Below are 14290 nucleotides of genomic sequence, written 5' to 3'. Positions count from 1 at the left end.
CCCGGCACACCTGTTGACCTCGCCGGTACAGCTTTTGATCAGGTCATCAGCGTATCGGTGCGCACTGACATCCGGCAGGGGGCCGTGAAATGCCGCCCGCCGGACGGGCTCCGGGCGGGCGGCATCGCGGCCGGTCGGGTCAACTAGACGCCGTTCTCGGCCTGTTCACGGATCCTCTGGGACAGCTGGGCGGGCATCGGTTCGTGCCGGGCGTAGGACCGGCTGAAGCGCGCGGTGCCCTGGGACAGGGAGCGCAGGTCCACCGCGTACCGGCCGATCTCGATCTCGGGCACCTCGGCCCGGACCAGGGTGCGGCCGCCCGGAGCCTGTTCGGTGCCCACGACGCGGCCGCGCCGCCCGGACAGATCGCTCATGACCGAGCCCACGTGCTCGTCGCCGACGAGGACGCGCACCTCGGCGACGGGTTCGAGCAGATGGATGGTGGCGTCCGCGGCCGCCTCCCGCAGCGCCAGCGCGCCCGCCGTCTGGAACGCGGCGTCGGAGGAGTCCACCGAGTGCGCCTTGCCGTCGAGCAGGGTGATGCGCACGTCGATGAGCGGATAGCCGGCCGCGACCCCCTTGGCCGCCTGAGCCCGCGCGCCCTTCTCCACGGACGGGATGAACTGCCGGGGCACCGCGCCGCCGACGACCTTGTCGACGAACTCGATGCCGCTGCCGCCGGGCAGCGGCTCCACCTCTATCTCGCAGATCGCGAACTGCCCGTGGCCGCCCGACTGCTTCACATGGCGGCCGCGCCCGGAGGCCTTGCCCCCGAACGTCTCCCGCAGGGACACCTTGTGCGGTACGAGGTCGACCTGCACGCCGTAGCGGTGGCGCAGCCGCTCCAGGGCGACGTCCGCGTGGGCCTCGCCCAGACACCACAGGACCACCTGGTGGGTGTCCTGGTTCTGTTCGAGCCGCATCGTCGGGTCCTCGGCGACGAGGCGGGACAGACCCTGGGAGAGCTTGTCCTCGTCGGGCTTGCTGTGTGCCTCGATGGCGAGCGGGAGCAGCGGGTCGGGCATGTCCCAGGGCTCCATCAGGAGCGGGTCGTCCTTGGCGGAGAGGGTGTCGCCGGTCTCGGCGCGGCCGAGCTTGGCGACGCAGGCCAGATCGCCCGCGATGGCCTGGCTGAGCGTGCGCTGCTGCTTGCCGAACGGCGAGGACAGGGCGCCCACGCGCTCGTCGACGTCGTGGTCCTCGTGGCCCCGGTCGGCGAGGCCGTGACCTGACACGTGCACGGTCTCGTCGGGACGCAGGGTCCCGGAGAAGACGCGGACCAGCGAGATCCGGCCGACGTAGGGGTCGGACGCGGTCTTGACCACTTCGGCGGCGAGGGGTCCCTCGGGGTCACAGGTGAGGGCCGGGCGGGGCTTTCCCGCGGGGGTGGTGACCGCTGGGGCCGGGTGCTCCAGAGGGGTGGGGAAGCCGCCGGTGATCAGCTCCAGGAGTTCGACGGTGCCGATGCCCTGGCGGGCGCCCTCGGCGGCGGGGGCGGCGGCTAGCACCGGGTGGAAGATGCCGCGCGCGACGGCTCGTTCCAGGTCCTGGACGAGGGTCTCGTAGTCGATGTCCTCACCGCTGAGATAGCGGTCCATCAGGGACTCGTCCTCGCTCTCGGCGATGATCCCCTCGATGAGCTTGTTGCGCGCCTCCTCGATCACCGGTAGCTGGTCGGCGCCCGGTTCGGACTCCTTGCGTTCGCCCGACGCGTAGTCGAAGACCCGCTGCGAGAGCAGTCCGACCAGGCCGGTGACGGGCGCGTGCCCGTCTGGGCCCTGCTCGCCGTGGAGCGGCAGGTACAGCGGCAGTACGGCGTCGGGGTCGTCGGCGCCGAAGGCCTCGGCGCAGGCCCGCGTCATGTCCGTGAAGTCGGCGCGCGCCGCCTCCAGGTGCGTGACCACGATGGCCCGCGGCATGCCGACCGCGGCGCACTCCTCCCACACCATGCGGGTCGCGCCGGTGATGCCTTCCGCGCCCTCCGCCGCCGAGACGACGAAAAGGGCCGCGTCCGCGGCGCGCAGACCGGCCCTCAGTTCACCGACGAAGTCGGCGTATCCCGGTGTGTCCAGGATGTTGATCTTGTAGCCGCCCCATTCGACGGGGACGAGGGACAGCTGTACGGAGCGTTGCTGGCGGTGCTCGATGTCGTCGTAGTCCGAGACCGAGGTGCCGTCCTCCACCCGGCCCGCCCGGTTCACCGCCCCCGCGGTCAGCGCGAGGGCTTCCACCAGAGTCGTCTTGCCCGATCCGCTGTGGCCGACCAGCACCACATTCCGTACGGACGCGGGATGGTCGGCCGTCGCTGCCCTGCCGGCGGCTCCGGGGTGTGCATTCGCCTTGTCGCCCATGCCTTGGCCTCCCGGTTACGCGCATGGATGAGGAGGCTCAGCCCCCTCAGGGATGCTGGCTGTGCGCGGACACACGGGACCCGCGTGCGGAGGCGGCTCCGGCGACGCCCGCGGTGCTTTCGAGCTTTGCACTCGTGTCACGGTGCGTCCATACGTCGTACGCGATCGTGAGGGGGCGAGCCGGTGTGTCGCGGGCGTGACTACGATGGGCCAGCCGGTGGCCAACGGGGCCGCCATGGGCACCGACCCTCGGGAAGGCCATGCTGAACAAGTACGCGCGTGCATTCTTCACGCGTGTCCTCACACCGTTCGCCGCGTTTCTCATCCGCCGCGGGGTCAGCCCCGACACGGTGACGTTCATCGGCACGGCCGGTGTCGTGGCGGGAGCGCTGGTCTTCTACCCCCGGGGAGAGTTCTTCTGGGGCACGGTCGTCATCACGCTGTTCGTGTTCTCGGACCTGGTCGACGGCAACATGGCGCGCCAGCTCGGCCGCTCCAGCCGGTGGGGGGCGTTCCTCGACTCCACGCTCGACCGGGTCGCGGACGGCGCGATCTTCGGTGGCTTCGCGCTCTGGTACGCGGGGTCCGGCGACGACAACGTGCTGTGCGCGGTCTCCATCTTCTGCCTGGCCAGCGGCCAGGTCGTGTCGTACACGAAGGCGCGCGGCGAGGCGATCGGGCTGCCCGTCGCCGTCAACGGCCTGGTCGAGCGGGCCGAGCGGCTTGTGATCTCGCTGGTCGCCGCGGGCTTCGCCGGACTGCACAAGTTCGGGGTTCCCGGCATCGACGTGCTGCTTCCCGTCGCCCTGTGGATCGTCGCCGTCGGCAGCCTTGTCACGCTGGTGCAGCGCGTGGTGACCGTGCGCCGCGAGGCGGAGGAGGCGGACCAGGAGGCCGCCAGCGAGACGCCCCAGGAGAGCGAGACGGCTTCATGAGCCCCACCACGGAGAAGCTCACGGACGCGCTGTACGGCCTCGGCTGGAGCACGGTCAAGAAGCTTCCCGAGCCCGCCGCCGTGCGCCTCGGCCGCGCCATCGCCGACCTCGCCTGGAAGCGGCGCGGCAAGGGCGTCCTGCGCCTGGAGGCGAACTACGCGCGCGTGGTGCCCGACGCGTCCCCGGCACGGCTCGCCGAGCTGTCCAAGGCGGGCATGCGGTCGTACATGCGGTACTGGATGGAGTCCTTCCGGCTGCCCGCCTGGAGCAAGGACCGCATCAGGAACGGCTTCGTCCCCGACGATCTGCACCACCTCACCGACGGCCTGGCCTCGGGCCGGGGCGTGATCCTCGCGCTGCCGCACCTCGGCAACTGGGACCTGGCGGGCGCCTGGGTCACCACGAAGCTCGAGACGCCGTTCACGACCGTGCAGGAGCGGCAGAAGCCCGAGTCCCTGTACGACCGCTTCGTCGCCTACCGCAGCGGCCTCGGCATGGAGGTCCTGCCGCACACCGGCGGCTCCGCCTTCGGGACGCTGGCGCGCCGCCTGCGCGCGGGCGGCCTCGTCTGCCTGGTCGCCGACCGCGATCTGTCGGCGTCCGGCGTCGAGGTGAAGTTCTTCGGCGAGAGCGCGCGGATGCCGGCCGGCCCCGCCGCGCTCGCCCAGCAGACCGGCGCGCTGCTGCTCCCGGTGACGCTCTGGTACGACGATTCGCCGATCATGCGCGGCCGCGTCCACCCGCCGGTCGACGTGCCCGAGACGGGGACGCGCGGCGAGAAGACGGCCGCCATGACGCAGGCCCTCGCCGACGCCTTCGCCACCGGCATCGCCGACCACCCGGAGGACTGGCACATGCTCCAGCGCCTGTGGCTCGCCGATCTGGACCCGGCCAAGGCGCCGGACGGCCGGGCGGCCGAGGGGGCGCCGTGAAGGTCGGCATCGTCTGCCCCTACTCGTGGGACGTGCCGGGCGGCGTCCAGTTCCACATCCGCGATCTGGCGGAGCACCTCATCCGCCTGGGACACGAGGTCTCCGTCCTCGCCCCTGCCGACGACGAGACCCCCCTGCCGCCGTACGTGGTGTCGGCGGGCCGGGCCGTTCCGGTTCCGTACAACGGCTCCGTGGCGCGGCTGAACTTCGGATTCATCTCGGCCGCGCGGGTACGCCGCTGGCTGCACGACGGCACCTTTGACGTGATCCACATCCACGAGCCGACCTCGCCGTCGCTCGGGCTGCTCACGTGCTGGGCGGCGCAGGGGCCGATCGTCGCCACGTTCCACACCTCCAACCCGCGCTCGCGGGCCATGATCGCCGCGTATCCGATCCTCCAGCCCGCCTTGGAGAAGATCAGCGCGCGCATCGCGGTCAGCGAGTACGCGCGCCGCACGCTCGTGGAGCACCTGGGCGGCGACGCGGTGGTCATCCCCAACGGCGTCGACGTCGACTTCTTCGCCCGCGCCGAGCCCAAGCCCGAGTGGCAGGGCCAGACGATCGGCTTCATCGGACGCATCGACGAGCCCCGCAAGGGCCTGCCGGTGCTGATGCGGGCGCTGCCCCGGATCTTCGCGGCCCGCCCCGACGCGCGCCTCCTGGTGGCCGGCCGCGGCGACGAGGAGGAGGCCGTCGCCTCCCTGCCCGCCGAGCTGCGCTCCCGCGTGGAGTTCCTCGGCATGGTCAGCGACGAGGACAAGGCGCGGCTGCTGCGCAGCGTCGATGTGTACGTCGCCCCGAACACCGGCGGCGAGAGCTTCGGCATCATCCTCGTCGAGGCGATGTCGGCGGGCGCCCCCGTCCTGGCCAGCGACCTCGACGCCTTCGCCCAGGTCCTCGACCAGGGCGCCGCGGGCGACCTCTTCGCCAACGAGGACGCCTACTCCCTCTCCAACGCGGCCATCCGCCTCCTGCGCGACCCCGAACGCCGCGAAGAGCTCCGCGACCGTGGCACCAAGCACGTACGCCGCTTCGACTGGTCGACGGTCGGCGCCGACATCCTCTCCGTCTACGAGACCGTCACGGACGGCGCGGCAGCGGTGGCGACGGACGAACGCACGGGCCTGCGAGCACGCTTCGGCTTGGCGAAGGACAAGTTGTAGCCGGGGGGCGAGTGCCTGGTCGGGGGAGGCACTTTCAGCCGGTCCGGCGTTTGAGGACGAGGCCGGAGGCCGACAGCCTCCCACCGGCGGACGGGGACGAATCAGCCGGTCCGGCGCTTGAGGACGAGGCCGGAGGCCGATCAGCGGCGCCCCCGGCCGACGGGCACCTCGGGGCCACCCCGAGGCGGAGGCCGACCAGCCCCCGCCGTCCCCAGCGCCCCCGCCGGGTACCTTTGCGGCCGTGACCTCCACGTTGATCTGGATCGCCGTCGGCCTCTTCGCGATCGGCCTCTACCTGAGCTGGACCGCGGGACGCCTCGACCGCCTGCACGCGCGCATCGACGCGGCCCGCGCCGCCCTCGACGCGCAGTTGCTGCGCCGCGCCTCGGTGACCCAGGAGGTGGCCACCTCCGGAGTGCTCGACCCGGCGGCGTCCATCGTCCTGTACGAGGCGGCGCACGCGGCCCGGCAGGCCGAGGAGGAGCACCGGGAGGTCGCCGAGAGCGAGCTGAGCCAGGCCCTGCGGGCGGTGTTCGAGGACGCGGGCCAGGTCGAGGCGGTCCGGGAGGCCCCGGGTGGCGAGGGGGCGGCGGTCGAGCTGGCCCAGGCCGTCCGCCGGGTCCCCATGGCCCGCCGCTTCCACAACGACGCCGTGCGCGCCGCCCGCGCCCTGCGGCGGCACCGCAAGGTCCGCTGGTTCCGGCTCGCCGGACACGCCCCGTTCCCCATGGCCTTCGAGATGGACGACGTGGCCCCGGAGGCGCTGGCGGACCGGCCGGGGGCGTCGTAGGGCGCGCTCCGGCCGCGCAGGGCGGCAGACGGGGCCCAGGGCCGGACCCAGCCCCGAAAGGCGGGCCGAGCGGTACCGGCCGCGCCAAGACAGGCCCGGCCTCAGCCCCGCCGCGGGCGTCCGAGCACCCGCGCGACCGCCGCCCCCCACACCACCAGCGCCGCCACCCCGATCGGCAGGACCAGGACCAGCCACCAGCGGAACCAGAACTCCATGACGAGCCAGCCGACGAAGGCCAGGAAGGCCAGATCCGTCAGCGCACGGTGCTCGTCCCACCACCGGTTCGCGCGTCGCACCGGGTTCACGACGAGCCGCGCGACCGCCCGCACCCCGCTCCCGACTTCCCGCATGGCACCAGGATGAGGGTCCCGAGGGCCGATGGGGAGTGGTCGGTACCCCCGGAGCGAGCGGGTTCCGGCCACCCCGGAAACGGGCGGGTGACGCACCGAATCACCCCCGTGACGTACCGAAAACGATCCACGGCCTCACCATTGGCCCTTGCTGTGGCCTGGTCCGGGGACGTTTCCTCGGTACAGCGGAAACGCGACGGAAGCCGGTACGGGCCGGAACGGAAGAAGGCGGGAAGCCGCCCTTCCGCGTGCCCGGGCCACAGCTTCCCGAAGCCGCGGCTCCCTCAAGCCCCGGCTTCTCAAGCCACAGCCTTCTTTCCCGAGTGAGGTCACCCGTGTCCAGCACGCTCCCCAGCACCAACCAGGCCGATGCCACCCCCGCGACCGGCACCGCCCGCGTGAAGCGCGGCATGGCCGAGCAGCTCAAGGGCGGCGTGATCATGGACGTGGTCAACGCCGAGCAGGCGAAGATCGCCGAGGACGCGGGCGCGGTCGCCGTCATGGCCCTGGAGCGGGTGCCCGCCGACATCCGCAAGGACGGCGGCGTGGCCCGGATGTCCGACCCCAACATGATCGAAGAGATCATCGAGGCCGTCTCGATCCCGGTCATGGCCAAGTCCCGCATCGGCCACTTCGTCGAGGCCCAGGTGCTGCAGTCCCTCGGCGTCGACTACATCGACGAGTCCGAGGTCCTGACCCCGGCCGACGAGGTCAACCACTCGGACAAGTTCGCCTTCACCACGCCGTTCGTCTGCGGCGCCACCAACCTGGGCGAGGCCCTGCGCCGCATCGCCGAGGGCGCCGCCATGATCCGCTCCAAGGGCGAGGCCGGCACCGGCAACGTCGTCGAGGCCGTCCGCCACCTGCGCCAGATCAAGAACGAGATCGCCAAGCTGCGCGGCTTCGACAACAACGAGCTGTACGCCGCCGCCAAGGAGCTGCGCGCCCCGTACGAGCTGGTCAAGGAGGTCTCCGAGCTGGGCAAGCTGCCGGTGGTCCTCTTCTCCGCCGGTGGTGTCGCGACCCCCGCCGACGCCGCGCTGATGCGCCAGCTCGGCGCCGAGGGCGTCTTCGTGGGCTCCGGCATCTTCAAGTCCGGCGACCCGGCCAAGCGCGCCGCCGCCATCGTGAAGGCCACCACCTTCTTCGACGACCCGAAGATCATCGCGGACGCGTCCCGCAACCTCGGCGAGGCCATGGTCGGCATCAACTGCGACACCCTGCCCGAGGCCGAGCGCTACGCCAACCGCGGCTGGTAACCCATGAACGACACCCCCGTGATCGGCGTCCTGGCCCTTCAGGGCGACGTCCGGGAGCACCTCGTCGCCCTGGCCACGGCGGACGCCGTGGCCAGGCCGGTGCGGCGCCCCGAAGAACTCGCCGAGGTGGACGGCCTGGTCATCCCCGGCGGCGAGTCGACCACCATCTCCAAGCTGGCGGCGCTGTTCGGCCTGCTGGAACCTCTTCGCGCGCGCGTGCGTGAGGGCATGCCGGTCTACGGCACCTGCGCGGGCATGATCATGCTCGCCGACAAGATCCTGGACCCGCGGTCGGGGCAGGAGACGGTCGGCGGCATCGACATGATCGTGCGCCGCAACGCCTTCGGCCGGCAGAACGAGTCCTTCGAGGCGGCCGTCGACATCAAGGGCGTCGCGGGGGACCCTGTGGAGGGCGTCTTCATCCGCGCCCCTTGGGTGGAGTCGGTCGGCGCCGACGTCGACGTGCTCGCCGAGCACGAGGGCCACATCGTCGCCGTACGCCAGGGCGACGTGCTCGCCACGTCCTTCCACCCCGAGCTGACGGGCGACCACAGGGTGCACGCCTTGTTCGTCGACATGGTGCGGGCGAAGCAGGCGCCGCGGTCCTTGTAGGATCTCTGGCGTTCGTACTGGTTGGTTACGCGAAGGAGACAGGCAGATGTCCGGCCACTCTAAATGGGCTACGACGAAGCACAAGAAGGCCGTGATCGACGCCAAGCGCGGCAAGCTCTTCGCGAAGATGATCAAGAACATCGAGGTCGCGGCCCGCACGGGCGGCGCCGACGTGTCCGGCAACCCGACCCTCTTCGACGCCATCCAGAAGGCCAAGAAGAGCTCGGTTCCGAACAAGAACATCGACTCCGCGGTCAAGCGCGGTGCCGGTCTCGAAGCCGGTGGCGCCGACTACGAGACGATCATGTACGAGGGCTACGGCCCCAACGGCGTCGCGGTGCTCATCGAGTGTCTGACCGACAACCGCAACCGCGCGGCCTCCGACGTGCGCGTCGCGATGACCCGCAACGGCGGCTCGATGGCCGACCCGGGCTCCGTGTCGTACCTCTTCAACCGCAAGGGCGTCGTCATCGTCGCCAAGGGTGAGCTCACCGAGGACGACGTCCTGGGCGCTGTGCTCGACGCGGGCGCCGAGGAGGTCAACGACCTCGGTGAGTCGTTCGAGGTGCTGAGCGAGGCCACCGACCTGGTCGCGGTGCGCACCGCGCTCCAGGAGGCCGGCATCGACTACGACTCCGCCGAGGCCAACTTCGTCCCGACCATGCAGGTCGAGCTGGACGAGGAGGGCGCCCGCAAGATCTTCAAGCTCATCGACGCCCTGGAGGACAGCGACGACGTGCAGAACGTCTTCGCCAACTTCGACGTCTCCGACGACGTCATGGCGAAGGTCGACGCCTGAGCGGCACACCACGGCAACGGGCGAACGGGCCGACGGGACACACCCCGTCGGCCCGTCGCTTTGTCAGTGGCACCCGATAGCCTGCACAAACAGGCGATCGAAGAGGGGGGCATTGCGTGCGGGTACTTGGCGTTGACCCGGGACTGACCCGGTGCGGCGTGGGGGTGGTCGAGGGAGTCGCGGGGCGGCCCCTGACCATGCGCGGTGTCGGCGTCGTGCGCACCCCCGCGGACGCCGAGCTCGGCCATCGCCTCGTCGCCATCGAGCAGGGCATCGAGCAGTGGCTCGACCGGCACCAGCCCGAAGTCCTCGCCGTGGAGCGCGTGTTCAGCCAGCACAACGTCCGCACAGTCATGGGCACCGCCCAGGCCAGCGCCGTCGCCATGCTGTGCGCCTCGCGCCGCGGCATCCCCGTCGCCCTGCACACCCCCAGCGAGGTCAAGGCCGCCGTCACCGGCAGCGGCCGCGCGGACAAGGCCCAGGTCGGCGCGATGGTGACCCGCCTCCTGCGCCTCGACGCGCCGCCCAAGCCCGCCGACGCGGCCGACGCCCTCGCCCTCGCCATCTGCCACATCTGGCGCGCCCCCGCGCAGAACCGCCTCCAGCAGGCCGTGGCCCAGAACCGCCTCCAGCAGGCGACCGCCCGCCACGCCCAGCAGACCCAGCGGGTCGGCACCGCCCAGCAGCCGCACCAAGCCCAGCGAGCCCAGCAAGCACCGAAAGGCCGTACGCCATGATCGCCTTCGTCAGCGGCCCGGTGGCCGCCCTCGCCCCGGACGCCGCCGTGGTCGAAGTGGGGGGCGTCGGCATGGCCGTCCAGTGCACGCCGAACACCCTCTCCACGCTCCGCCTCGGCCAGCAGGCCAAGCTCGCCACGTCCCTGGTCGTGCGCGAGGACTCCCTCACGCTGTACGGCTTCGCGGACGACGACGAGCGCCAGACCTTCGAGCTGCTCCAGACCGCGAGCGGCGTCGGCCCCCGGCTCGCCCAGGCGATGCTGGCCGTGCACAGCCCGGACGCCCTGCGCCGCGCGGTCTCCACGGGCGACGAGAAGTCCCTCACCGCCGTGCCCGGCATCGGCAAGAAGGGCGCCCAGAAGCTGCTCCTTGAGCTGAAGGACCGCCTCGGCGAGCCGCTCGGCACCGGCGGCCCCGCCATCGGCGCCCCCGTCACCCAGGGCTGGCGCGACCAGCTGCACGCCGCCCTGATCGGCCTCGGGTACGCCACGCGTGAGGCCGACGAGGCCGTCACCGCCGTCGCCCCGCAGGCCGAGGCCATGGAGTCGCCGCAGGTGGGCCAGCTCCTGAAGGCCGCGCTCCAGACCCTGAACCGCACCCGCTAGCCACCCCCGAACCGCATCGCGAGGCACACCGCATGAACTGGGACGACACGACCGACGACGCCGCCGGTGCGGCCGAGCGGCTGGTCGGTGCGTCGGCCGACGGCGAGGACCAGGCCGTCGAGGCCGCCCTGCGCCCCAAGGACCTGGGCGAGTTCATCGGCCAGGAGAAGGTCAGGGAGCAGCTCGACCTGGTCCTGCGCGCCGCCCGCGCGCGCGGCGCCACCGCCGACCACGTGCTGCTCTCCGGCGCCCCCGGCCTCGGCAAGACCACCCTCTCGATGATCATCGCCGCCGAGATGGGCGCCCCGATCCGCATCACCAGCGGCCCGGCCATCCAGCACGCGGGCGACCTCGCCGCCATCCTGTCCTCCCTCCAGGAGGGCGAGGTCCTCTTCCTCGACGAGATCCACCGCATGTCGCGGCCCGCCGAGGAAATGCTGTACATGGCCATGGAGGACTTCCGGGTCGACGTGATCGTCGGCAAGGGCCCCGGAGCCACCGCCATCCCGCTCGAACTGCCGCCCTTCACGCTCGTCGGCGCCACCACGCGCGCGGGCCTGCTCCCACCGCCCCTGCGCGACCGCTTCGGCTTCACGGCCCACATGGAGTTCTACGAACCGGCCGAGCTGGAGCGTGTGATCCACCGTTCGGCGAACCTGCTCGACGTGGCCATCGACACCGACGGCGCCGCCGAGATCGCGGGCCGCTCCCGTGGCACGCCCCGGATCGCCAACCGTCTGCTGCGCCGAGTCCGTGACTACGCGCAGGTCAAGGCCGACGGCGTGATCAACCGCGAGATCGCGGGCGCGGCCCTGAGCGTGTACGAGGTCGACGCCCGCGGCCTCGACCGCCTGGACCGCGCGGTCCTCGAAGCCCTCCTGAAGCTGTTCGGCGGCGGCCCCGTCGGCCTGTCCACCCTCGCCGTCGCGGTGGGGGAGGAGCGGGAGACCGTCGAGGAGGTGGCCGAGCCCTTCCTCGTCCGGGAGGGGCTGCTCGCGCGGACGCCCCGGGGCCGGGTGGGGACGCCCGCGGCATGGGCCCATCTGGGTCTGGTGCCGCCCCGGCAGGGAGCGGGAACTGGACAACAGGACTTGTTCGGGTCGTGACCTGAACAAGAGGCGGCGCGGAGAGTCGCACCATCCGGAACTGCGGTGCCATGCTGAGCGTTGTTCGTATGGTGCGGACTCGCTTAGACTCCGCCGATGCCGCCCTTGTGGGCGGCGCCGCCCACCCCCATCCATCAGGCCGCCCAAGAACGCGGTCGTGCGAAGGAAACTCCGTCCCGTGAATATCGTGACCCTCCTCCCCTTCATCGTGCTCATCGGGGCCATGTTCCTGATGACCCGGTCCGCCAAGCGGAAGCAGCAGGCGGCCGCCCAGATGCGCAACGAGATGACGCCTGGCACCGGCATCCGCACGATCGGAGGCATGTACGCCACCGTCAAGGAGGTCCACGACGACGCGGTCCTCCTCGAGGTGGCCCCCGGCGTCCACGCGGTGTACGCGAAGAACTCCATCGGCGCCGTCCTCGACGACGACGAGTACAACCGCATCGTTCACGGCACCGAGGACGACGACCTGAAGTCCGACGACGCCCCCGTGGTGCCCGACGACGCCTCCTCCCTCACCGAGACCGACGAGGCCGCGGACGCTTCGGACGACTCGCGCATCGACCTCGGCAAGCGGGACACGGCCGACGAGGCCCCCGAGGCAGCGGACGCAGAGCCGAAGAAGACCGACGGCGAGTCCGGCGCGAAGTAGTCACGGCCGGGGGTCCGTCGTGCGCCCGCTCGCGCATCGCGGCCCCCGCCCCAGGTGATTTCGCGCCGCGTCTCGACACAACTTCATGGCCGCCCGCCCGGGGCCCCTTCCGCTCAGGCCTCCGCTCAGCGCAGGTGACGAGGAGGCACCCCGCAGGCCGGACGGTTGGACAGGGAGAACGAGAAGGTGGCAGCACCCAAGAAGGGCCGTAGGCAGGCCGCCCAGGGGAAACCGGGCCGCACCCTGGTCCTGATCATGATCGCCCTGGTGGCGCTCACCGGAGGGATGTTCCTCTCCGGGCACACCACCCCCCGCCTGGGCATCGACCTCGCCGGGGGTACGAGCATCACGCTCGAGGCGAAGAACGAGCCGGGCCAGAAGAACGCGATCAACCAGACCAACCTGAACACGGCTGTTGACATCATCAACAACCGTGTCAACGGTCTGGGTGTCTCCGAAGCCGAGGTGCAGACCCAGGGCGACCGGAACATCATCGTCAACATCCCCAAGGGCACCAACGCCAAGCAGGCACGGGAGCAGGTCGGCACGACCGCTCAGCTGTACTTCCGTCCTGTCCTCGCCCAGCAGCCCAGCACCGGCCCGGCCGAGAAGCCGAAGCCGAAGCCGTCGTCCTCCGAAAAGGGCGACAAGGGTGACAAGGGAACGGACGGCGACAAGGGCGACAAGTCCAAGGAGAGCGAGAAGCCCCAGGACAAGGCGACCTCGCCGAGCGGGACACCGACGACCCAGGGCCGTTCCGTCACCGACGGCCTGAAGGACGAGCCCACCCCGTCCGGGACGCCCACGGGCGACGCCAAGGACGATGCCGACAAGGGCAAGGGCGTGAAGGCCCCGCCGCCGCCCGACCCCACCGCCAAGCTCCAGGACCAGTTCACCAAGCTCGACTGCACCGACGAGAAGGCCCGCCTGAAGGTCAAGGAGGGCGTCAAGCCCACCGACCCGGTCGTGGCCTGCGGCAAGAGCGGCGACGGCAAGGGCTGGGACAAGTTCATCCTCGGACCCTCCGAGGTCAACGGCAAGGAGGTCGATGACGCGAAGGCCGTCTACGACACCCAGGGTGCCGCTGGCTGGAAGGTCACGATGAAGTTCACCGGCAAGGGCACGAAGCAGTTCGGTGACATCACGGGCAAGCTCGCCAGCAAGCAGCCGCCGCAGAACGAGTTCGGCATCGTGATGGACGGCGAGGTCGTCTCCGCTCCGTACGTGCGGCAGGCGCTGACGTCCGGCGAGGCCGAGATCTCCGGCAGCTTCACCCAGGACGAGGCCAAGGACCTGGCCAACATCCTGTCGTACGGCGCGCTCCCGCTGACCTTCAAGGAGCAGAGCGTCCAGACCGTCAGCGCGGCCCTCGGCGGCGAGCAGCTGCGCGCCGGTCTGATCGCCGGCGCCATCGGCCTCGCGCTCGTCATCATCTACCTGGTCGCGTACTACCGCGGTCTGGCCCTCATCGCCATCGCGAGCCTCGGGGTCTCGGCGGCGCTGACGTACACGATCATGACGCTGCTCGGCCCGACGATTAAGTTCGCGCTGAACCTGCCCGCGGTCTGTGGCGCCATCGTCGCCATCGGTATCACCGCCGACTCCTTCATCGTCTACTTCGAACGCATAAGGGACGAGGTCCGCGAGGGCCGCACGCTGCGGCCCGCCGTCGAGCGCGCCTGGCCGCGGGCCCGGCGCACCATCCTGGTGTCCGACTTCGTGTCCTTCCTCGCCGCCGCGGTGCTCTTCGTCGTCACCGTGGGCAAGGTCCAGGGCTTCGCGTTCACGCTGGGTCTGACCACGCTGCTCGACGTCGTCGTGGTGTTCTTCTTCACCAAGCCACTGATGACGATCATGGCCCGCAAGAAGTTCTTCGCGGGCGGCGGCAAGTGGTCCGGCCTCGACCCGAAGCGTCTCGGTGCCAAGCCGCCGCTGCGCCGCTCGCGCGCCGCCGCGACCGCCGCCCCCGCCGACTCGACCCCGAAGGAGGCGTGAG

General features: G+C 71.3%; 13 protein-coding genes and 1 pseudogene. 12 read left to right on the top strand and 2 right to left on the bottom strand.

The features are described from left to right. Positions 1-143 precede the first annotated feature (143 nt). Entirely contained in the window at positions 144-2351 is a 2208-nt protein-coding gene (locus tag ACFVHO_RS20715; RefSeq protein WP_385716410.1) for an elongation factor G-like protein EF-G2, read from the bottom strand. A gap of 205 nt (positions 2352-2556) precedes the next feature. On the opposite strand from ACFVHO_RS20715, the pseudogene pgsA reads away from it, so the two are divergent. From pgsA to ACFVHO_RS20695, 4 genes and pseudogenes are all read left to right on the top strand, one after another. Beyond that, a pseudogene (gene pgsA / locus ACFVHO_RS20710) lies at positions 2557-3286 on the top strand (phosphatidylinositol phosphate synthase). After that, the gene (locus tag ACFVHO_RS20705; protein WP_385716408.1) at positions 3283-4218 is read left to right on the top strand and encodes a phosphatidylinositol mannoside acyltransferase; all 936 of its coding nucleotides are present in this window, start codon (positions 3283-3285) and stop codon (positions 4216-4218) included. The pseudogene pgsA and the gene ACFVHO_RS20705 overlap by 4 nt, the downstream one beginning before the upstream one ends. Then, on the top strand, positions 4215-5381 hold the full coding sequence (locus tag ACFVHO_RS20700) for a glycosyltransferase family 4 protein (protein WP_385716405.1): 1167 nt from the start codon (positions 4215-4217) through the stop codon (positions 5379-5381). Before ACFVHO_RS20705 ends, ACFVHO_RS20700 begins: the two co-directional genes overlap by 4 nt. 241 nt (positions 5382-5622) lie before the next feature. Further along, positions 5623-6171, top strand: a complete 549-nt coding sequence (locus ACFVHO_RS20695; protein WP_385716402.1) for a hypothetical protein — start codon at positions 5623-5625, stop codon at positions 6169-6171. 101 nt (positions 6172-6272) lie between these two features. On the opposite strand, the gene ACFVHO_RS20690 is transcribed toward ACFVHO_RS20695, so the two are convergent. Further along, entirely contained in the window at positions 6273-6521 is a 249-nt protein-coding gene (locus tag ACFVHO_RS20690; protein ID WP_385716399.1) for a hypothetical protein, read from the bottom strand. Positions 6522-6856: 335 nt separating this feature from the next. Between ACFVHO_RS20690 and pdxS the strand changes: the two genes are divergently transcribed. The 8 genes from pdxS (at position 6857) to secD (ending at position 14289) form a co-directional block, all read left to right on the top strand. Next, complete coding sequence (gene pdxS, locus ACFVHO_RS20685; RefSeq protein WP_289953473.1) at positions 6857-7780, top strand: pyridoxal 5'-phosphate synthase lyase subunit PdxS; 924 nt, start codon at positions 6857-6859, stop codon at positions 7778-7780. 3 nt (positions 7781-7783) lie between these two features. Next, complete coding sequence (gene pdxT / locus ACFVHO_RS20680) at positions 7784-8392, top strand: pyridoxal 5'-phosphate synthase glutaminase subunit PdxT (protein WP_385716395.1); 609 nt, start codon at positions 7784-7786, stop codon at positions 8390-8392. Positions 8393-8438: 46 nt separating this feature from the next. Next, on the top strand, positions 8439-9191 hold the full coding sequence (locus ACFVHO_RS20675) for a YebC/PmpR family DNA-binding transcriptional regulator (protein ID WP_385716392.1): 753 nt from the start codon (positions 8439-8441) through the stop codon (positions 9189-9191). 116 nt (positions 9192-9307) lie between these two features. Continuing rightward, positions 9308-9928: a crossover junction endodeoxyribonuclease RuvC gene (gene ruvC / locus ACFVHO_RS20670; RefSeq protein ID WP_385716389.1), complete on the top strand. Its 621-nt coding sequence runs from the start codon at positions 9308-9310 to the stop codon at positions 9926-9928. After that, positions 9925-10533, top strand: a complete 609-nt coding sequence (ruvA, locus tag ACFVHO_RS20665; protein ID WP_385716387.1) for a Holliday junction branch migration protein RuvA — start codon at positions 9925-9927, stop codon at positions 10531-10533. The genes ruvC and ruvA overlap by 4 nt, the downstream gene beginning before the upstream one ends. Positions 10534-10565: 32 nt before the next feature. Continuing rightward, positions 10566-11639 (top strand): Holliday junction branch migration DNA helicase RuvB, encoded by a 1074-nt coding sequence (gene ruvB, locus ACFVHO_RS20660; protein ID WP_030360506.1) that lies wholly within the window; start codon positions 10566-10568, stop codon positions 11637-11639. A 178-nt stretch (positions 11640-11817) separates the two neighbouring features. Next, the gene (gene yajC / locus ACFVHO_RS20655) at positions 11818-12294 is read left to right on the top strand and encodes a preprotein translocase subunit YajC (RefSeq protein ID WP_385716384.1); all 477 of its coding nucleotides are present in this window, start codon (positions 11818-11820) and stop codon (positions 12292-12294) included. Between the two features lie 186 nt (positions 12295-12480). Next, positions 12481-14289, top strand: coding sequence for a protein translocase subunit SecD (secD, locus tag ACFVHO_RS20650; RefSeq protein WP_385716381.1), 1809 nt, complete (start codon positions 12481-12483; stop codon positions 14287-14289). The last annotated feature ends 1 nt before the right edge of the window (position 14290 follow it).

The organism is Streptomyces sp. NPDC127108, assembly GCF_042677545.1.
Lineage (GTDB): Bacteria > Actinomycetota > Actinomycetes > Streptomycetales > Streptomycetaceae > Streptomyces.
This window is presented reverse-complemented; position numbering and strand designations above follow the sequence as displayed.